21 protein-coding genes are annotated in these 17,858 nt (G+C 66.3%); 5 read left to right on the forward strand and 16 right to left on the reverse strand.

The genetic code is table 11. The features are described from left to right. The coding region (locus tag ACP5E6_RS00320; protein ID WP_427950101.1) for a nucleotidyltransferase family protein at window positions 1-617 on the forward strand (617 nt) is incomplete at its 5' end. A gap of 17 nt (window positions 618-634) precedes the next feature. Here ACP5E6_RS00320 and ACP5E6_RS00325 read toward each other — a convergent pair. Together ACP5E6_RS00325 and crcB are read right to left on the reverse strand one after the other, a co-directional pair. After that, on the reverse strand, window positions 635-949 hold the full coding sequence (locus ACP5E6_RS00325; protein ID WP_427950103.1) for a DUF190 domain-containing protein: 315 nt from the start codon (window positions 947-949) through the stop codon (window positions 635-637). Between the two features lie 12 nt (window positions 950-961). Then, on the reverse strand, window positions 962-1,336 hold the full coding sequence (crcB, locus tag ACP5E6_RS00330; protein ID WP_427950105.1) for a fluoride efflux transporter CrcB: 375 nt from the start codon (window positions 1,334-1,336) through the stop codon (window positions 962-964). Window positions 1,337-1,646: 310 nt separating this feature from the next. Here crcB and ACP5E6_RS00335 point away from each other — a divergent pair, with 310 nt between their 5' ends. After that, a complete protein-coding gene (locus ACP5E6_RS00335) occupies window positions 1,647-2,168 on the forward strand; it encodes a DUF1003 domain-containing protein (RefSeq protein ID WP_427950108.1) in 522 nt (173 codons plus the stop codon). A gap of 15 nt (window positions 2,169-2,183) precedes the next feature. Here ACP5E6_RS00335 and ACP5E6_RS00340 read toward each other — a convergent pair whose 3' ends face one another. The 5 genes from ACP5E6_RS00340 to ACP5E6_RS00360 are packed head-to-tail and all read right to left on the reverse strand — an operon-like array spanning window position 2,184 to window position 7,759. Further along, window positions 2,184-3,257, reverse strand: a complete 1,074-nt coding sequence (locus ACP5E6_RS00340; RefSeq protein ID WP_427950111.1) for a glycosyltransferase — start codon at window positions 3,255-3,257, stop codon at window positions 2,184-2,186. Continuing rightward, window positions 3,254-4,384, reverse strand: coding sequence for a glycosyltransferase family 4 protein (locus ACP5E6_RS00345; protein WP_427950114.1), 1,131 nt, complete (start codon window positions 4,382-4,384; stop codon window positions 3,254-3,256). Before ACP5E6_RS00345 ends, ACP5E6_RS00340 begins: the two co-directional genes overlap by 4 nt. A gap of 1 nt (window position 4,385) precedes the next feature. Continuing rightward, the gene (locus ACP5E6_RS00350) at window positions 4,386-5,423 is read right to left on the reverse strand and encodes a GNAT family N-acetyltransferase (protein ID WP_427950117.1); all 1,038 of its coding nucleotides are present in this window, start codon (window positions 5,421-5,423) and stop codon (window positions 4,386-4,388) included. 15 nt (window positions 5,424-5,438) lie between these two features. Next, entirely contained in the window at window positions 5,439-6,698 is a 1,260-nt protein-coding gene (locus ACP5E6_RS00355) for a glycosyltransferase family 4 protein (RefSeq protein WP_427950120.1), read from the reverse strand. Then, the gene (locus tag ACP5E6_RS00360) at window positions 6,695-7,759 is read right to left on the reverse strand and encodes a polysaccharide deacetylase family protein (RefSeq protein ID WP_427950122.1); all 1,065 of its coding nucleotides are present in this window, start codon (window positions 7,757-7,759) and stop codon (window positions 6,695-6,697) included. Before ACP5E6_RS00360 ends, ACP5E6_RS00355 begins: the two co-directional genes overlap by 4 nt. 15 nt (window positions 7,760-7,774) lie before the next feature. Between ACP5E6_RS00360 and ACP5E6_RS00365 the strand changes: the two genes are divergently transcribed. Both ACP5E6_RS00365 and ACP5E6_RS00370 read left to right on the forward strand, forming a co-directional pair. Then, complete coding sequence (locus ACP5E6_RS00365; protein ID WP_427950125.1) at window positions 7,775-8,947, forward strand: GNAT family N-acetyltransferase; 1,173 nt, start codon at window positions 7,775-7,777, stop codon at window positions 8,945-8,947. Window positions 8,948-9,006: 59 nt separating this feature from the next. Then, window positions 9,007-9,456 (forward strand): c-type cytochrome, encoded by a 450-nt coding sequence (locus tag ACP5E6_RS00370; RefSeq protein ID WP_427950128.1) that lies wholly within the window; start codon window positions 9,007-9,009, stop codon window positions 9,454-9,456. A gap of 260 nt (window positions 9,457-9,716) precedes the next feature. Here ACP5E6_RS00370 and mntR read toward each other — a convergent pair whose 3' ends face one another. From mntR to ACP5E6_RS00410, 8 genes are all read right to left on the reverse strand, one after another. Next, window positions 9,717-10,169, reverse strand: coding sequence for a manganese-binding transcriptional regulator MntR (gene mntR / locus ACP5E6_RS00375; protein WP_427950131.1), 453 nt, complete (start codon window positions 10,167-10,169; stop codon window positions 9,717-9,719). 90 nt (window positions 10,170-10,259) lie between these two features. After that, window positions 10,260-10,877, reverse strand: coding sequence for an urease accessory protein UreG (gene ureG / locus ACP5E6_RS00380; protein WP_427950133.1), 618 nt, complete (start codon window positions 10,875-10,877; stop codon window positions 10,260-10,262). Window positions 10,878-10,887: 10 nt separating this feature from the next. Beyond that, complete coding sequence (locus ACP5E6_RS00385) at window positions 10,888-11,541, reverse strand: urease accessory protein UreF (protein WP_427950136.1); 654 nt, start codon at window positions 11,539-11,541, stop codon at window positions 10,888-10,890. Next, complete coding sequence (locus ACP5E6_RS00390) at window positions 11,534-11,962, reverse strand: urease accessory protein UreE (protein WP_427950139.1); 429 nt, start codon at window positions 11,960-11,962, stop codon at window positions 11,534-11,536. Before ACP5E6_RS00390 ends, ACP5E6_RS00385 begins: the two co-directional genes overlap by 8 nt. After that, complete coding sequence (gene ureC / locus ACP5E6_RS00395; RefSeq protein WP_427950142.1) at window positions 11,962-13,668, reverse strand: urease subunit alpha; 1,707 nt, start codon at window positions 13,666-13,668, stop codon at window positions 11,962-11,964. The genes ACP5E6_RS00390 and ureC overlap by 1 nt, the downstream gene beginning before the upstream one ends. After that, window positions 13,668-13,973 carry an urease subunit beta gene (locus ACP5E6_RS00400; RefSeq protein WP_427950144.1) on the reverse strand — a complete coding sequence of 102 codons (306 nt, stop codon included), beginning with the start codon at window positions 13,971-13,973 and terminating at the stop codon, window positions 13,668-13,670. Before ACP5E6_RS00400 ends, ureC begins: the two co-directional genes overlap by 1 nt. A gap of 9 nt (window positions 13,974-13,982) precedes the next feature. After that, on the reverse strand, window positions 13,983-14,285 hold the full coding sequence (locus ACP5E6_RS00405; protein ID WP_427950147.1) for an urease subunit gamma: 303 nt from the start codon (window positions 14,283-14,285) through the stop codon (window positions 13,983-13,985). A gap of 40 nt (window positions 14,286-14,325) precedes the next feature. Beyond that, a complete protein-coding gene (locus ACP5E6_RS00410; RefSeq protein WP_427950150.1) occupies window positions 14,326-15,240 on the reverse strand; it encodes an urease accessory protein UreD in 915 nt (304 codons plus the stop codon). A gap of 184 nt (window positions 15,241-15,424) precedes the next feature. On the opposite strand from ACP5E6_RS00410, the gene ACP5E6_RS00415 reads away from it, so the two are divergent. Next, window positions 15,425-15,670 carry a hypothetical protein gene (locus ACP5E6_RS00415; RefSeq protein WP_427950153.1) on the forward strand — a complete coding sequence of 82 codons (246 nt, stop codon included), beginning with the start codon at window positions 15,425-15,427 and terminating at the stop codon, window positions 15,668-15,670. A 38-nt stretch (window positions 15,671-15,708) separates the two neighbouring features. Here ACP5E6_RS00415 and ACP5E6_RS00420 read toward each other — a convergent pair. After that, window positions 15,709-17,858 (reverse strand): glycosyltransferase family 2 protein (locus ACP5E6_RS00420; RefSeq protein WP_427950155.1); only part of this gene is annotated, 2,150 nt, incomplete at its 5' end.

Genomic DNA, 17,858 nt, shown 5'->3' on the forward strand with positions numbered 1-17,858 from the left:
CAACACCGTGGTGCTCGCCCTCGCCATCAACATCGCCGCCGGCATCTTCTGACCGGGCGATGACCGAAGCGGAATTCGTCACATTGGTGCAGCAAAATCCGATCAATCGGCTGATTCTCGAGCGATTGCCCGCACTCGGCCTGGACGGCGCCTATCTCACCGCGGGCTGCCTGTTCCAGGCGGTGTGGAACCATCGCACCGGTCAGCCGATGGCGGCAAACGTCAATGATTACGATGTCTTCTACCATGACTCATCGGATCTTTCCTGGGAGGCCGAGGATCGGATCATCCGCAAGGCGGCCGTGGCATTCGCGGATCTGGACGCGAGGATCGAGGTCAAGAATCAGGCGCGGGTGCATCTGTGGTATCATGACCGATTTGGATCGTCCTGCCCCGCCCTCGAATCGGCGGAAGACGGCATCGGACGGTTCCCGGTCCGGGGCACCTGCGTCGGCCTTCAGGCCACGACCAACCGATTATTTGCCCCCTTCGGACTCGACGACATCGCCGAAGGCCTCCTGCGTCCCAATCCCGCAGTGCCACTGACCGCGCGCTTCACCGCGAAAGCCCGAAGTTACCAGGCGCGATGGCCGCATCTGCGCATCCTGCCACTGTGAACCCGCCTGACCCGGCGTCACTCATACATCGTGACGTCCCAGGACACGACATGACCCCGCGGCACGATCGGCAACAGCGCGGCGATCGCGATCTCCGCCTCGTCCGGACTGGTGTAGAACTCGATCGCAAGCGGCAGATCGACATCGAAATGGATCATGTCAGCGGCGTGGATCACCCCCCGCGCCGACAGTCCGGCGATGCCGCGCAGCACCGACACACCGGTGATATGCTGCGATTTCAGGATGTTGAGCACCTCATCCATCAACGATCGCCGCCGGCTATGGTCGGATTCGTGGATAGCGATGCGAATCATCGTGGCGGATTGCTTCATGGCTTCGCTCCCTCACAGATTGCGCGCGACATAGGCCCCTAGAAACACACCGGCGAACCCGAGCACGACCGAGAGCAGAATATACACCCCGGCCTTGAGTGCCTCGCCATTTTCGACCAGCAGCAGGGATTCGAGTTCGAAGGTGGAAAACGTCGTATAGCCCCCCAGAAACCCGGTGAGAACACCGGTGCGCAGCGCGGGACCGATGGCGTAGCGCTCCATCGTGGCAAAGAACAAAAACCCGATCAAAAACGAGCCGAGCACGTTGATGCTGAGAACCGCGACGGGAAAATCACGCCCGAACGTATTCTGCACAAGGATGGTCTGACCATAGCGCGCCCAGCAGCCCAACGTGCCGAACACGGCAATGGCGAGGAGTGTTTTCATGAAAGCCCTTTCGCGGATCTGACACGCCGACGCGCCCGGCGGCGGACACTGCGGCAAGGCGGTGGGGTCCGGGTCGGCACGGCGGCGCAACCCGCCTTTGCCGGCGCACGGATAAAGGAGAACCAACTGACATCGCCCCCGTGGTCAATCCCAAGGCGAACATTATCGGGGCGAACATTATCGGGGCGAACACCATCGAAGTGCCAAAATGGTCGGCTCGGTGCCCGATTGTCAACTCGCGCGCGGTTCGGGTGTAGTCTGTCCGATCGACCAGCCCGACTGACCAGCCCCAAGCCGCGGAGACGATGCGATGAGCATGACCACCGAACCGACGAAACGCCGCCCCCCGGCCTCACTCGAGGAATTACGCAAACGCCGCCCGCCGCTGCGCGACTATCTCCAGGCCGACCCCGAAACCATCACCCTGTACGATCGACTCGCGGTGTGGATCACCCGCAGGGTCGGCACCATGGGATTCTTTCTGCTGATTTTCGGCTGGACCGCCCTATGGCTGAGCTGGAACCTGCTGGCCCCCAAACCCCTGCAATTCGATCCGCCGATGGCGTTCGTGTTCTGGCTGTTCATCTCGAACGTGATCCAGATTCTGCTGATGCCGCTGATCATGGTCGGCCAGAACATCCAGGGCCGCCAGGCCGAGCGACGCGCCGAGCATGATCTCGAGGTGAACGTGCGGGCGGAGGAGGAAATCGAAATCATCCTCAACCATCTCGAGTACCAGAACACGATCCTGATCGCGATGCTGGCGAAACTCGATCTCAATATCGACGAAATCCGGGATATCGACGAAATCCGGGCCGAAACCGCGCCGTGAGACCCGCGCGCGCCCTCATCGATCGAGCAGCGCCGCCCAGCGCGCCGCCATCGCCGTGAAGTCGAACTGCGCCTCCGCCCGCCGCCGGTTGGCCTGGCCGATGGCCGCCGCGCGCGCCGGATCGGCCAGCAGTGCCGCCAGCGCCGCGCCCAGCGCCTGATCGTCACGCGGCGTCAGAAACGCCCGGTTCTCCGGTGCCACCATCCGCGCGATGTCACCGACATCGGTGGCCACCACCGGCAGGCCGCAGGCCATCGCCTCCATCACCGACAGCGGCATTTGTTCGGTGTCCGAACTCAGGGCAAACACCGAAAACGCGCGATACAGCGGCGCGGGATCGGCAACCGCCCCCGCGAACCGGACCGCCAGCCCCGCTTCCGCCGCCAGGGCTTCGAGCGCGCCCCGCTCCGGTCCATCGCCCAGGATCGTCAGCTGAAACATCTGGTCGCGCCGCGCGATCGCGCCCGCCCGGATCAGCCGGCCGACATTCTTCTCCGGCCGTAACGCCGCGACGCAGCCAACCACCGCCATCCCCGCCGGCACGCCGTCAGCGGGGCTGAACCGGGCCAGATCGATGCCGTTGGGAATGTAATGCAGCCGCGCCGCCGGCAGCCGCCATACCCGGGTCGCGGTATCATACAAGGTCTGCGATGGCACGATCACCTCGCTGCCCCGCAGCACCAGCCGCCGCGTCAGCACCCGGCGCGGGATCTGCCGGTCGCGCTCGTCCCGGCCAAACCCATCCTCGGTATGGATATGCCGCCCCCGCATCGTCAGTTGATGGGCGATCGCCCATTCAATCGCCCCCCAGTTGCTGGTGATCAGCAGATCAGGGCGGAGCCGTCGCAGCACCTGCGCGATCCCGCGCAACCGTGACGCCAACCCCCCCGTCATCGCTTGGATCGCCGGAAACGACACATCGAGCGAAGGATCGAGCCGGTCGCGGCACGAAATGTCACCATCGAGCGCCACGATCGCGTGGCTGAACCGCGCGCCGTAGCCATTGGCCAGGGCGGTCATGCGCATCTGCGCGCCACCGGCGGCAAAGCTCGGAAACACATGCAGAATCCGGCGTGGTCCCCCGCTCATGGCGCCAGCGACGCAACGACACGCCGCGCATTGCCGGCCCAGGTCAGATCGCGCCTGATAATCTCCGCCCGCGCGGCCGCGCCGAGCCGCGCGCGCAACGCGGGATCGGACGCGAGCCGGGCGATGCAGCGCCACAGCGCCTCCCAGTTTTCCGGCTCGAACAGCAGCGCCGTCTCGCCATCGACCAGAATTTCCCGCAGATTGGGCTGGTCAGGCGCCACGATGGCGCAGCCGGCCGCCATATATTCGAATAATTTCAAGGGTGACGCATAATCGACCGCGCGCGGTTGCAGCGCGATGTCGATCCCGGCGAGAAACGCCGGCACCGCATCGCGCGCCACCAGCCCGGCGAAGGTCACATAATCACCCAACCCGTGGGCGGCGACCATCGCCTCCAGCGACGCCCGCGCCGGGCCTTCCCCGGCAATGATGAAATCGAACCGCTCAGGGCTCGCGGCCAGCGCCTCGATCACCGGCTCGATGCCATGCCAGGGCCTGACGAACCCGATGAACCCCAGCACCGCGCGCCGTTCACCTCCCGGCTCGCGCCCAACTCCAGCCTGGCGTTCAGCAAACCGCGCCAGATCGATGCCGTTCGGCGTGATCACCACCCGCCCCGGCGCAACCCCAACCGCGGTCATCCGCGCACCGAGCACGGCGGTGACCGCGAATACCCGATCTGCCGCCCGCCATACCGTTCGCTCCGCCCACCGCGCGAGGCCGCCGAGCTTCAACCCGCCATGCGCAATCCGCTCCGCCGCCAGCGGCGCGTTCACCTCGACCAGAAACGGAATGTTCCGCTGCCGCGCCAGCCACATCCCCGCCAGATAATAAAGATTATAGCGTTCATAAATGAAATCCGGGTTAAATTCCCGCGCCGCCTGCCGCAATCGCCACCATGCCGGCACATTATAGGCAAGCTCCGCGAGTTCACCGAGCGCGCCGGGCAGCACTGCGCGCAACCGGGCGACCCAGGTGGTCTCCGCCCCGAAACCGGTCGATTCGTAAAACGATGGCCCGACCACGCGCACCTCATGCCCCGCCGCGCGCAACGCGGCGACCAGATCCTCGACATGAACCGACTGGCCGTCCCGCGACTGGATCCGATGGCTGTATAAAATCCGCATGTCAGACCGCACCCCGTAGCAATCGCCGCCGCAGCGCGCCCGCCGCGCCGCGCGCCAGCAGCGCCATCCCCGCCGGATAGCGCGGATTGATCACCAGCGCCCCCACCCGCTCGCGCCGGCGATCGACCCACAGCCGCTTGTACGGATCATCGCCCCGGCCAAAATCGAGCACGCTGGGCCGATCATCCCGCAAAATCGCCTCGATCATCCGCGCCGTCAGCACGGTGCCCGGCGAAAGCGCCGCCGCCGCCTCATCATGCGCGAGTTTCAGCAGCATCGCCCGCCCGCCCGAAACCGCCCAATACTGCGCCGCGATCGGTCCCTCCGCGGTCGAGAGAACCCCCAGCCGCAGCAACCCGGCCGCGGCCAGGGCGCGCATGCATTCAGGGTTGAACCCGGCAAAGGGTTCGGGCTGTTTCCACGACACCGCATAGACACGCTCGAAATCGGCAATCCCGCCCGCCAGCGCGTCACCCCCGCCGATCAGGGCGAACCGCGTGGCCTCGCGCGCCCGTTTGAGCTTGCGTCCCACCGTGCTGCGCAACGCCCCGGGCCGGCTCGCCAGCCACAGATCGAACCGATCGGTCGCGACCGGCGCGAACCATTCGCCGAAATGGCTGAACCGCTGCACCACCAGCCCGGCGGCGGCGACACCGGCCAGAAACGCCGCGAGCCCCGGCTGATCCGGGTCCAGCGCATCGAGCCGCACGCGCGACCGCGCCCGCGCAACCCGGCCGAACGCCCCCCCTTCCCGCCGCGCCGCCGCATCCGCCGCCGGCAGTACCGGTGTGAATTCCAGCGCATACGGGCTGGACAGGCCAGCCATCACCACCCCGCCCCGGCACCACACCGGCACCGCCGCCGCCGCGCCCACCACGCAACCGGCGTGCTGACCCGGCGGCACGGCAACGCGCGACAATAAATCGAACCAGGCATGGCTCGCGAACCAATCCGCCGCCGGATCAGCAAACCGCCCGATCACATCCGCGTCCAGCGCGCGCCACGGCACCAGCGCCGCCTCGCCCTCATGCCCCCCCATCGTCACGCCTCATCATCACGCCTCATGCGGGGGACGATCGAGGCAGGCGGCAACAAAATCGCGCGCCTTGAGCCGCCAATCCGCCGCCGCGGCACAGGCAAGGCCGCGCCGCGCCAGATCGATCCGCAATTGCGGATTATCATATAATCGCCGCATCGCCGCCTCGATCGCCCCGATCGCATGACCATCCACGACCAGCCCGTTCACGCCATCGCTCACCGCATCGACGCTGCCGCCATCCCGCCCCGCGATCACCGGCACGCCGGCGGCGTTGGCTTCAAGAAACACCAGCCCGAACCCTTCGGTATCCCCCGAGGGCAACGCCCGGTTCGGCATCACGAAGACATCGCCAAGCGCATAATGATCGGCCAGATCAACATCGGCCACCGCGCCGGCGAACACCACCGCCTCGCCAACGCCCATCTCATGGGCAATCGCCGCCAGCGTGCCGGCATAGGGTCCGGTGCCGACCACCAGAAACCGGCATTCCGGATGATCCCGCCACAGTAGCGCGAAGGCGCGGATCGCATGATCGATCCCCTTCTTCTCCAGCAGCCGGCACACCGAAACGAACACGAACGCCCCCTCCAACCCGTATTGCGCGATCAGATCAGCGCGATCCGCCCGGTTGGCGAAGCGTCGGAAATCAACGCCGTTCTCGATCAGTAAAATCGGCGGCGCCGCGACATCTTCCAGCAGCCGGCGCACCGCATCGGCGGTGAAGCGGCTGACCACGATGATGCAATCCGCCGCCGCCAGCGTGCTGCGCCGGCGCGCCCAATCCGCATCGTAATCATCGCGCGTGGTGATCTCCTCGCCATGGATATACACAACGCGGCGCAGCCCCGGCCAGAACCGCAGCACACCGAACAACCAGCCCGACGGCACCAGCTCGCCGATGCACACCGCGCCGATCCGCCCGCTCCGCAGCGCCGCCCGCACCGCGCCGATCATCTGCCAGCGGATCACCAAATCGCGCGCGATGAAGCGCAACCGGCCGAAACCGCCCCGGCGCGGCCCGTCGATCGGGGTGCGCAGCAGCGCGAGCCGCGTCACCCGATACCCCGCCCGCCCGTCGCGCGGCCGCGCCGCCAACCTGTCATGCTCGCGCCAGCCGATCAGCGGCAGGCCATCGGTATAACTGATCCGCGGCGCCAGAACGCTCACCTGCGGCGCCGCCTCACGGGCCAGCGCGCCATACACGACCGCCGACCCTCCCTGCACCGGCGGAAAATTATTCGCGATCAACAGAATCTCGTCCCGCCCGCCCGTCATGACGCAGAGTCACCCGCCGCCCCGACCGGCGGTGCCGGCCGCAGCAGCGCCGGAATTTCAGTCACCGCCGCGAACCGGCAGCCGAAATCGTCGCTCAGCGTGCACAGAATCGAGGACAGATCGTCATAAAACCGGTGCAGATCGGCCCGCGAGCGCACATACGGGTTGCGCCCCGGCACGATCGAGGAGCTATGGAAACTGAGCGGCAGGATCGCCTGCCCCCGGCGCGTCAACCCCTCGACCAGCCGGATCATCGCGCGCGGATCATTGCCTTCGGGCGAGAGGGTGATGCGCTCGGCGCAGCCGAGCCGCGCGAGCACCCCGGCCAGCGGCGTCAGCTTGCCCCTGGCATGGATCAACCGGCGATACAGCCGGCTCCCCGCCCCGCCGCCCCAGCCAACGATCGCACGGCCGAGCGGCAATTCCAGAATCGGCCGTTCCGCGCCGAACCAGAACGGCACGAAATCGATCCGGCTGTAATCCGGCCCCGCCTCCTCGATCATCGAGGTGCGCGGCGCCACGCTGGTGTCGATGGTGATGCCGGCCTGCTCGATCAGCGCCGCGGTCTGCCGTCCCAACCCGTAGCGCCCGGCGCGAAACACCAGCGGCGCCGCGCCGAAACACGCGCTGAACCGCCGGGACAGCGAGTCGAGCTTGCGCGCCTCGACCTCAGGGGCAAGATTGCCGCCGAACGATTGCGCGGTGGTGCCATGGCCCTCGAACGGCGGCGTCACCCAGGGATGCAGCTGAAGCCCGAGCGCCGCCTCGCCGCGATCGCGATACCGGGCGAGCAGACGCACCACATCGGGATTTTCCAGCACCGGATAGGTCACCAGATAGGTCGGCACCACGCCATGCGCGGTGAACACCGGCTGCAAATCCGCGATCCGCGTCAGATAGGCGGTGGCGTAATCGGTGCCCTCGGTCGGATCGGCCCAGTCGAAATCCTCTTCGGTATCGATCAACACGGTCGCGACCCGCATCGTCTCGCGCAACACCACCGGGCGGGGATTGGGCAACATATCCGGAAACATTGCGGCTTTCAGCAATTCCAATACCATAACAGGATGACATGGTTGGCCCAACCTCACAAGCGATGGCCGGTCGCGCCCGGCCTCGTCGCCCATCTGCGCCCGGCGCCGGACGCCGAAACCCTCGGCACCCTCTGGCGCGGCCTCGAGGCTGTCGCGGAAGCCTCGGTGTTCCAATCCTGGCTCTGGCTCGGCTGCCGCTTCGACTCCCGGTTCGACCGGGCAATCATCCTCACGATCGAGGCAACCGGGCGCGTGCTCGCGATCGGGCTGCTGAACCGCGCCCGCCACTGGTTCCTGCCCCTCGCCGCCCTGTCCGAAACCGGCGACCCCGCCGAGGACAGCGTCTTCATCGAACACAACGGCCCCCTCGTGGCGCGCGACCATCCCGAAATCCGCCCGCTCTGGTTCGCCGCCGCGCTCACCGCGCGATCCCCCCTCGGCGCGCTGCTCCGCGTCTCAGGCATCAGCGATGACGATCGCGCCGCGGTCCAGCGCCATGGCGTGACCGATCTGGGCATCACGCGCCCCGCGCCCTGGCGCGATCTCGCCGCCCTGCGCGCCTCAAATACCGACTGTCTGAGCGCGGTCTCGGCCAACACCCGCCAGCAGATCAACCGGGCCAGGCGGCGCTCGATGGCGGCGGGTCCGATCACGCTGACCCGCGCCGACACGGTGGCGCTGGCGCAATCCTGGCTGGCGGCCCTGGCCGCGCTGCATCAGGCAACCTGGCAGGCCCGCGGCAAACCGGGCGCCTTCGCCAACCCAGCGTTCCAGCGCTTCCATACCGAACTGGTCGCGCGCGGCGTCACCTCCGGCGCGGTCGATCTGCTGCAAATCACGGCGGGACCACAGGTCATCGGCTATCTGTACAATTTCGTCTGGCGCGGCACGGTGAGCGCCTATCAGAGCGGATTCGCCTATCAGAACGCCCATCCGCACGAAAAACCGGGTCTGGTCTGCCACGTCGCGGCGATGCGCCACTATCAGGCCGCCGGACTCGATCGCTATGATTTTCTCGCCGGCGGCGATCGCTACAAGACCAGCCTGGCCGATCAAACCGTCACGCTGCACTGGCTCCTGGCCGCGCCGCGCCTGACGCTGGCCGCCGCGGCGCTCGCGGCCCGCACCACCCTCGCCGCCCGCCGCCGCCCGATCGCCCGCCCCGCCGGCGCCATCATGCCGACCACACCAGATGGTGTTCACCGCCCGGATTGACGGAACCGCCCGGCTGGACATTAAATCGTTTTCAACCGACCTTCATCCAGGAGAGCGCCATGCAACGGCAATCACGCGTCACGATCAGGCTCGCAACCGCTGGACTTCTGATGACGGCGCCCGCCCTGCTGATCCCGGCGGCGCAGGCCGCGCCGCTGACCCCGGCGACATCGGTGACCCAGGCAGCGGCGCAAGGCCTGCACATCTTCAACCATGACAAATTCGGCGGCGTGCGCACCTGCTCGGCCTGCCACATCAACGGCGGCACAACGATGGGTCAGGTGCCCGGCGGCGGCAAGATTCCGAGCCTGATGGGCGTCGCCGCCCAGTTCCCGCGCTACAACCCCGCCGCCCACCAGGTCGTCACCCTGAGCACGCAGCTCGACCATTGCATCACGGGTGGATTGCAAGGCAAAGCCCCGGCGGCGAACAGCGTGGCGATGACCGATCTGATCACCTACCTCACCAAACTATCCAAAGGGTCGGTGATGGGAACCCAATTCAAATAACCACGCCCCAATCACCGCCCCGGAACCAGAGGAACGAACGTTTTTTGCTGCTTTTTTTCAAAAAAGCAGACCTGCCTTTCTCGCCTCCCACCGCGACCATCAAACAGCGGCACAAAACTCCGAATGACCAGAGCCGCCGCCGCCCCTTGCGCTTCACCTAGAGCGATAGGCTGAAAGCATAACGCTCTAGCTCTATGTTTTCTCGAGCGATTTCATGCGATTATGTTGCCGCTACCGCGTCAACTTAATCGCATATCGCTCTAGCCCTGCGAGCGCAAAAACCGGCTGAACGCCCGCAGCGACACGTCAGAGACGTGATGCTCGATTCCCTCGGCATCCGCCTCGGCGGTATCCGGTGGCACCCCGATCGCTTCGAGCACCTGCACCACCAGCCGATGCCGCGTTCGCACCCGATCCGCCAGCGCCACCCCCGCCTCGGTCAAAAACACCCCGCGATAGGGTTTCGCCGTCGCCAGCCCCTCGCGCTTCAAACGGTTGATGCTCTTCGCCGCCGTCGGATGCGAAACCCCCAGCCGCCGCGCAATATCGATCGGCCGCGCCTCGCCGTTGATCGCCAGCAGATCAGCGATCAGCTCGACATAATCCTCCAGCAGCGCCGTCGATTGCGCCGTCCGCGCCCGGCCGAACCGCTCCGCCTGCGTCGGCTCGGCGGGCAGCGGCTCGTGAGGTTCAAACTGGGGTCGCGCATTCATGTTTGCCTCCGCATCCTCGGGCAATCGCCCCCGCCATCCATAGCGACCTCGACGTCAAACGCCAATCACCCGCCCCGGTGCGGCACCGCTTCAATCCTCCTGCCCGAGACCGCCCGACCGCACGATAAAATCGGCGATCTCGTCAACCCCGCGCCCCGCCCGGATATTGGCGAACACGAACGGACGCGCCCCGCGCATCATCCGGGCGTCGCGCTCCATCACCCCCAGATCCGCCCCGACGAAGGGGGCGAGATCGATCTTGTTGATCACCAGCAAATCGCTGCGCGTGATGCCCGGCCCGCCCTTGCGGGGGATCTTGTCGCCGGCGGAAACATCGATCACATAAAGCGTGACATCAGCCAGTTCCGGGCTGAACGTCGCCGCCAGATTATCACCCCCCGATTCGATCAGGATCAGATCGAGCGCCGGAAACCGCGCCTGCAAATCGGCCACGCCCGCCAGATTGGCGCTGGCATCCTCTCTGATCGCGGTATGCGGACAGCCCCCGGTCTCGATGCCCAAAATCCGCTCCGGCACCAGCGATCCCGCGCGGGTCAGAAATTCCGCATCCTCCTTGGTATAGATGTCATTGGTGATCGCCGCGATATCGAACCGATCGCGAAAGCGCCGGCACAGCGCATCCATCAGCGCCGTCTTGCCCGAACCGACCGGCCCGCCGACCCCGACCCGAAGTGCGGATTTTTTCATATCGATGTCTTCATGAGCGGAACAGCCTCGTATATTGGGTTTCATGTCGCATCGATGCCATTTCGGCGCCGATGCACGCGCTGGCAATCGTCTCGAGCGACGCCCCGCGCGTCGCCGCGACCATCTCGCCAATCACCGCCTCAAGCCCCGCCTGCACCGCCAGCCCGGCGTTCTGCCCGAGCGGGATCAACCGCACCCCGGCCGACACCAGATTGGCGGTCCAGCCGTGCAGATAGGCAATGCTCACCGCCGCCTCATCGATGCCGGTCGCACCCGCAAGCGCGCCGACCGCCACCGGATAGGCGACCGGCCCGATCGCCGCGAAGATGGCAGCCAGCGATGCCGGCATCCAGGGCTTGGCGGCAGCCACGAACGCGGCGCCCTGGTTGATCGTCTCCGCCGCCAACTCGCGTGACGGCGCGCAGGCGGCGGCAAACGCGGCAATCTCCGCGAGGTCGCGCGCATGATAGGCATGGCGCAGCAGCACCGCATCATTGCGCCCGGCGCCATACCGCAGCACATCAGCGAGCCAGGCCGCGAGCCCCGCCGCATCCCTCACGTCACCCGCCTCCACCGCGAACTCCAACCCATGCGAATAGGCGAAGCCACCGGTCGGAAACGCGGGCGACAGCCAGGTCAGCAGATGCAGCAACGCCTCAGCCATGATCATGCGCATAAGCACCCGATTCCGGATCGAACGCCGCCTCGCTGCGCGCCACCGTGCCGCCGAGCCCGGCCACCATGGCCTCGATCACATGATCCGACCGGATCAGCAGCACGGTGCCGCGAAACGCGACATCCAGATGCCGATTGCCCAAATGCCAGGCGAGGCGGATCAGCAGATCGGGCGTGCCGGTAATCTCCGCGAGCGGTTCGGCCGCCGCGATCACCCGCACCATGCCGTCCGCGCCGCAATCCAGCCCATCGCCGTCCCGGATATGCGTGGTCTCCGCCAGATCGAGCAGCAGATCGGCGCCGCCATCGGTCCGCAGCCGGATGCGCCGGCGATGCCGATGATGATAATCGAGCGTGATGGTATCAATCGCCGTCCACGCGCCGCCCGGCACAACCGCGGTGGCGCGCATCAGAACAGGAAATAACGCTGCGTCATCGGCAGCGTCGCCGCCGGTTCGCAGGTCAGGATCTCGCCATCCGCGCGCACCTCATAGGTTTCGGGATCGACCTCGATCTGCGGCGTCGCATCGTTATGGATCATGTCGCGCTTGCCGATGCCGCCGCGCGTATTCACCACCGGGCGGATCATCCGCGCCAGCCCGAGCCGCTGCGCGATCCCGTCATCGATCGCGGCCTGCGAGACGAAACTGATGCAGGTCGCCCCGATCGCACGGCCGAACGCACCGAACATCGGCCGCGCATGGATCGGCTGCGGCGTCGGGATCGAGGCGTTGGGATCGCCCATCATCGCAAAGGCGATGCTGCCGCCCTTGACGATCAGATCAGGCTTCACCCCGAAAAACGCCGGACTCCAGACCACCAGATCGGCGAGTTTGCCCATTTCGACCGAGCCGATCTCGCGCGACAACCCATGAGCGATCGCCGGATTGATGGTGTATTTGGCAACGTAACGCTTGATCCGCGCGTTATCCGCCGCACCATCGCCCGCCAGCGCGCCCCGCTGCACTTTCATCTTATGCGCGGTCTGCCAGGTGCGGGTGATCACCTCGCCGATCCGCCCCATCGCCTGACTGTCCGACGACATCATCGAAAGCGCGCCGAGATCGTGCAGAATATCCTCGGCGGCGATGGTCTCCTTGCGGATGCGGCTTTCGGCGAAGGCGAGATCTTCGGGGATCGACGGATCGAGATGATGGCACACCATCAGCATATCCAGATGCTCGTCGATCGTGTTGATCGTGTAGGGGCGGGTCGGGTTGGTCGAACTCGGCAACACATTGGGCAGGCCGGCGACCTTGATGATGTCCGGCGCATGCCCGCCGCCCGCGCCCTCGGTGTGAAACGCGTGGATGGTGCGGCCCTTGAACGCGGCGATCGTGTCCTCGACGAAGCCGCTCTCGTTCAGCGTGTCGGAATGGATCATCACCTGCACGTCGAACCGATCCGCCACCGACAGGCAGGTATCGATCGCGGCGGGCGTGGTGCCCCAATCCTCGTGCAGCTTGAGCGCACAGGCGCCGGCGCGGATCATCTCCTCCAACGCCGCCGGGCGCGAGGCATTGCCCTTGCCGGCAAAGCCCAAATTCACCGGCAGGCCTTCGGCGGCTTCGAGCATCCGCGCCAGATGAAACGGACCCGGCGTGCAGGTGGTCGCCGCCGTGCCGGTCGCAGGCCCGGTGCCGCCGCCGAGCATGGTGGTGATGCCCGATGCAATCGCCTCCTCGACCTGCTGGGGGCAGATGAAATGGATATGCGCATCGATGCCGCCGGCGGTGATGATCTTGCCTTCCCCGGCAATAATCTCGGTCCCCGGCCCGATAATAATGCTCACCCCCGGCTGGATGTCCGGATTGCCGGCCTTGCCGATGCCGCTGATCCGTCCCTGGGTGATGGCGATATCGGCCTTCACGATCCCCCAATGATCGATGATCAGCGCATTGGTGATCACGGTATCCGCGGCACCCTCGGCCTGGCTGCGCTGGGACTGGCCCATGCCGTCGCGGATCACCTTGCCGCCGCCGAATTTCACCTCCTCGCCGTAAATCGTGAAATCCCGCTCGACTTGCGCGAAGAGTTCGGTGTCAGCCAACCGCACCCGATCGCCAACGGTCGGGCCGAACATGTCGGCATAGGCGGTGCGTGACAGCCGGGCCATTACAACGCCCCCATGGTCAAGCCGCGAAACCCGTACACCACCCGATCCCCCCGCAACGCCACCAACGTCACATCGCGCGTCTGCCCCGGTTCGAACCGTATCGCGGTGCCGGCCGGAATATCCAGCCGATAGCCGCGCGCCGCGTCGCGGTCGAACCGCAGGGCCGCATTGGTCTCGGCGAAATGATAATGGCTGCCGACCTGGATCGGCCGGTCCCCGGTATTCGCGATGGTCAAAGTCAGCGACGCGACGCCCGCGTTCAGTTCAATCTCGCCCTCGGCACAGATTACCTCGCCCGGAATCATCTCAGCACCTCATCGGATCGGATCATGCACGGTCACCAGCTTGGTACCGTCCGGAAACGTCGCCTCGACCTGCACATCCGGGATCATCTCGGCAATCCCCGCCATCACCTGATCGCGGGTCACCACATGCGCGCCATGCTCCATCAGATGCGCGACACTCAGCCCGTCCCGCGCGCCCTCGACCACGAAATCGGTGATCAGCGCGATGGCTTCGGGATAATTCAGCTTCACGCCCCGCTCCAGGCGCCGGCGCGCGACGATGGCGGCCATGGCGATCAGCAGCTTGTCCTTCTCACGCGGCGTCAAATTCATGGGAAGCGGTCTTCGTCACAAAAAACCACGCCAGCCTCGCTCAACATCCCCACACCCGCGGCATCGCCCGCCCTCCTCGCAACATTTCCAACACAAGCAACACGATCATCCGCATCATCGCGCCAGTCTGGGCCAGAATCCGCACCAGAAGCAAGCCATTCCACGCGCTCACCGCCGCCGCGGCGCCATCGAGCGCGGCCCCGTCGAGCATTGAACGAACCGCATCGAGCCGGGCGGCGGCGCCGGGTGCGACGAACAGGATCGTCGCCATGGCGCCCGCATCCCCCAGCATCGCGCGGCGGCGTGACGTCGCGAACGAATGCGGCGGCCTGAACACATCGCGAAACAGCAACGTGCCGTCCCGATACAGCGCGATGCCGTCGCTCAACGTCAGAAGCCGCACCACCTCCCCCATCGCCCCGCGTCCGAAAATCAGCGATTCCACGCCGAGATACCCCGCCGAGCCGGTCAGATCGACCCGCAGCCGCCGCTCCAGCGCGGAGCGGTCGAACAATATCGTCTCCTGCGGCAGATATTCCACGAAAGCCGCATCCGCGATCGCGATCCGCATCGCGATCCGCGCCGGAGCATCGCCGTCACCCTGGCGATAGACCCGCTCGGCCCCCTGGGTGCTCAGCGTCAGCGCCGTGCCGGACTGCGCCGCAATGTCGAGCTGGTGATCATCGCCACCGGCAATGCCGCCGCCGGTATTGAGAAGAATCGCCGTCGCCCAACGTCCGGGTTCCGGCCTGACGATCCGCAGCCGCAACGGGCCGGATTGGTGCAACCGCTCCAGCACCGTCGCCCCGTCGCGCCGGCGCATCGCAAGCCGGATCACCCCGCTCGACCGCTGCGCCAACACCGAATGTCCCAGCATGGCGCCCGGCATCGGCGGCGCGGCGGGTCCGGTTGCCTCATCCACCGTGCGGCTGCTCCCCTGTTCGGCCCCGATCATCGATGCCCAATGCCCGATACCCGATCATCACCCGACCAGACCTGCCATATCCACTCCACTTGGTCCATCACGGCGTCACCCGCTCTGGTGCCGGCCCGCCGCCGTCCCCATCTGACGATCGGGCGCGCGGTCGCAAACAATGCCATCGCCCCATCGTCACGTCTGTTCACCTCCGGGAGTTACCATGATCTTGCTGAAATTCGCACGACCGCTCACCCTCGCCGCCCTGACCCTGGCGCTTTCGGGTTGCGGTTACACGCCAGGCAGCCGCGCCCTCTCGGGTGGCGCGATCGGTGCGGGCGCCGGCGCCATCATCGGTGCCGCAACCGGCACCGGCCCGGCGGGCGGCGCGCTGGTCGGCGGCGCGATCGGCGCGATCGGCGGCGCGGTCACCAATGCGCGGACCATCAATCTCGGCAATCCGCTCTGATCCCGCCTCGTATTACCCTCGCGCCCGCGGGCTGACCCTCAGGACCGGCCCGGCAGATCCGCCCGGTCACGCGGTTTTCGGGACGGGGCCGGCGCGGCGCGGCGCGGCGCCTTTCCGCCCCCCAACACCGCTTCCCCCAAATCATCCGGTTGCGGGGCAGTATGATTGTTACGGGATTTCGACCCGGTCCGGGCGTTGACGCGGGCCGGCGCGCGCGCTGGCATGACCGGCGCGATCGGATGGGGCTGCGGCAGGGGCCGCGCGATCCGCTGCTCATCCTTGGGCTCGATGCAGCGCAAATCCCGATACAGCCCCCCCTCGCGGGCGAAGTGGCGATTATAGAACGGATCATACGCCAGCACATGCTCCCACCGGCTGCGCATCGCCTCGTTCTCGCGCATGAAGCGGGAGAGTTTATCCTCATCCAGATCATCGCCCCGGCTCATGCTCTCGCGATGTTCGCAAACCACATCGGGGGTGAACACGATCTTGAAACCGGCCGCGCGGATCTTGACGCACAGATCGACATCATTGAACGCCACGCCGAATTCAACCTCGTCGAACCCGCCCGCCGCCTCGAACGCGGCGCGCCGGACCAGCATGCACGCGGCGGTGACGGCCGCCACCTCGCGCGCCGCGATGGCATGGGCGATATAGCCGGGTGCCGCGCCCGACAATCCCCGAAACGCATGATCCGCAACGCCGCCAACGCCAAGCACGACGCCCGCATGTTGCACCGTGCCGTTCGGATACAGCAGCTTCGCCCCCACGGCGCCGATCTGCGGATCGCTCAGGGCTTCATTCAGCATCGTGCGCAGCCAATCGGGGTCGCTGACGATGACATCGTTGTTCATGAACAAAAGATACGGATGCGACGATGCCGCAACCGCCCGGTTATTGAGCCGTGAATAATTAAACGGCTCGGCGATCCGCAAGACGATCGTGTCGGCAAGATTGCCCTGTTCGGTGCAGAACATCTCGGCCTCGATGCCCTGCGACCAATTATCGATCAACACGATCTCGATCTTCATCCCGACCGAACAGGCCCGAATCGCCGCGACGCACTGACGCGTCAACTCGATATGATTACGAAACGGGATCAGGATCGACACCCCCGGATCGTCATCGAGACTGAACCGGGTGCGATAGCAGGTCAGCCCGCCCCGCCGCTCAACTTTTGCCGGCAGGTTCCGCCGCTTCAAATGCTCGCCGACCGCAACCTCCCCGGCCAGCGCGGCACGCGGCTTCGCCGCCGCGCCACCGGCGGTCGATTGCGCGGTGATCCGCCAGTGGTAGAGAATCTCGGCCACATGGTGAATCTCATGCGCCCGCAGCCGCTCGCTCAGGCGCAGCAGCAGGTCATGGTCCTGGGCGCCGTCGAATCTTGGGTCGAGTCCGCCGGCCTCGCGCACCAGCGCGGTCTCCGCCACCACCAGATGACAGATGTAATTGAGATCGAGCAGAAACCGATAATTGAAATCGGGCTTGAAATTAGGCTCGGAGAGCTGGCCGTTGCGATCGATCTTGTCTTCGTCCGAATAGAGCAGCCGCGCGCCCGTCGCGGCCTGGGCGCGCATCATCACATCGAGCGCGAACGGTTCGAGCGCGTCGTCGTGATCAAAAAACGCGACGAACGCGCCGCTTGCGGCGGCGAGCGCCCGATTGGTGGCTTCGGCGATGCCGCCATTTTTCGGCAGAACAAACACATGAATGCGCGGATCGACGCGCGCAAGCCGCTCCAGCGTTTCGCTCAGCGCCTCATCGCGGCTCGCGTCATCCACCAGAATCAATTCCCAGTTCTGGTAGGTTTGCGCCCTGATGGAATCCACCGCCGCCAGAAACTCGCCCTGCCGCGGCCGGAACACCGGGCAAAGCACCGAGACCAGCGGCGTCGCCTCGAGCGCGCCATACCGCGCCGCCGCGCGCTGCGCCACCAGCGACTGGCTTTGCCGCACCCAGCTCGCGTAATTGCCCAGAGTCAGCCGTTCGGCCGGCAACGCCGCCTTGAGTTCCCGGCGCAGATGATAGGCGTAGCGAAACAACTCATCGGCCCGCTCGATCAGATTACCCAGCCGCGTCCGTTCGGCATCGGAGGGCACCGCGATTTCCAGCGGGCTGCCGCGCAACAGAACCCGCTCCGGCATGGTGTGAAAATCCAGCACCACGCTGCGCCCGTGGCGCAGTTCCG

It is taken from the genome of Acidiphilium sp. (genome assembly GCF_049977125.1).
Taxonomy (GTDB): Bacteria; Pseudomonadota; Alphaproteobacteria; order Acetobacterales; family Acetobacteraceae; genus Acidiphilium.

Excerpts from the sequence above, each read along its gene's own strand:
- ACP5E6_RS00360 (WP_427950122.1), bottom strand. The coding sequence starts at position 7,759 with ATGGTATTGGAATTGCTGAAAGCCGCAATGTTTCCGGATATGTTGCCC.
- ACP5E6_RS00370 (WP_427950128.1), top strand. The coding sequence starts at position 9,007 with ATGCAACGGCAATCACGCGTCACGATCAGGCTCGCAACCGCTGGACTT.
- ACP5E6_RS00385 (WP_427950136.1), bottom strand. The coding sequence starts at position 11,541 with ATGGCTGAGGCGTTGCTGCATCTGCTGACCTGGCTGTCGCCCGCGTTT.
- ureG (WP_427950133.1), bottom strand. The coding sequence starts at position 10,877 with ATGAAAAAATCCGCACTTCGGGTCGGGGTCGGCGGGCCGGTCGGTTCG.
- ACP5E6_RS00350 (WP_427950117.1), bottom strand. The coding sequence starts at position 5,423 with ATGGGGGGGCATGAGGGCGAGGCGGCGCTGGTGCCGTGGCGCGCGCTG.
- ureC (WP_427950142.1), bottom strand. The coding sequence starts at position 13,668 with ATGGCCCGGCTGTCACGCACCGCCTATGCCGACATGTTCGGCCCGACC.
- ACP5E6_RS00390 (WP_427950139.1), bottom strand. The coding sequence starts at position 11,962 with ATGCGCGCCACCGCGGTTGTGCCGGGCGGCGCGTGGACGGCGATTGAT.
- crcB (WP_427950105.1), bottom strand. The coding sequence starts at position 1,336 with ATGAAAACACTCCTCGCCATTGCCGTGTTCGGCACGTTGGGCTGCTGG.
- ACP5E6_RS00335 (WP_427950108.1), top strand. The coding sequence starts at position 1,647 with ATGAGCATGACCACCGAACCGACGAAACGCCGCCCCCCGGCCTCACTC.
- ACP5E6_RS00405 (WP_427950147.1), bottom strand. The coding sequence starts at position 14,285 with ATGAATTTGACGCCGCGTGAGAAGGACAAGCTGCTGATCGCCATGGCC.
- mntR (WP_427950131.1), bottom strand. The coding sequence starts at position 10,169 with ATGAATGCGCGACCCCAGTTTGAACCTCACGAGCCGCTGCCCGCCGAG.
- ACP5E6_RS00410 (WP_427950150.1), bottom strand. The coding sequence starts at position 15,240 with ATGATCGGGGCCGAACAGGGGAGCAGCCGCACGGTGGATGAGGCAACC.
- ACP5E6_RS00355 (WP_427950120.1), bottom strand. The coding sequence starts at position 6,698 with ATGACGGGCGGGCGGGACGAGATTCTGTTGATCGCGAATAATTTTCCG.
- ACP5E6_RS00400 (WP_427950144.1), bottom strand. The coding sequence starts at position 13,973 with ATGATTCCGGGCGAGGTAATCTGTGCCGAGGGCGAGATTGAACTGAAC.
- ACP5E6_RS00340 (WP_427950111.1), bottom strand. The coding sequence starts at position 3,257 with ATGAGCGGGGGACCACGCCGGATTCTGCATGTGTTTCCGAGCTTTGCC.
- ACP5E6_RS00415 (WP_427950153.1), top strand. The coding sequence starts at position 15,425 with ATGATCTTGCTGAAATTCGCACGACCGCTCACCCTCGCCGCCCTGACC.
- ACP5E6_RS00345 (WP_427950114.1), bottom strand. The coding sequence starts at position 4,384 with ATGCGGATTTTATACAGCCATCGGATCCAGTCGCGGGACGGCCAGTCG.
- ACP5E6_RS00325 (WP_427950103.1), bottom strand. The coding sequence starts at position 949 with ATGAAGCAATCCGCCACGATGATTCGCATCGCTATCCACGAATCCGAC.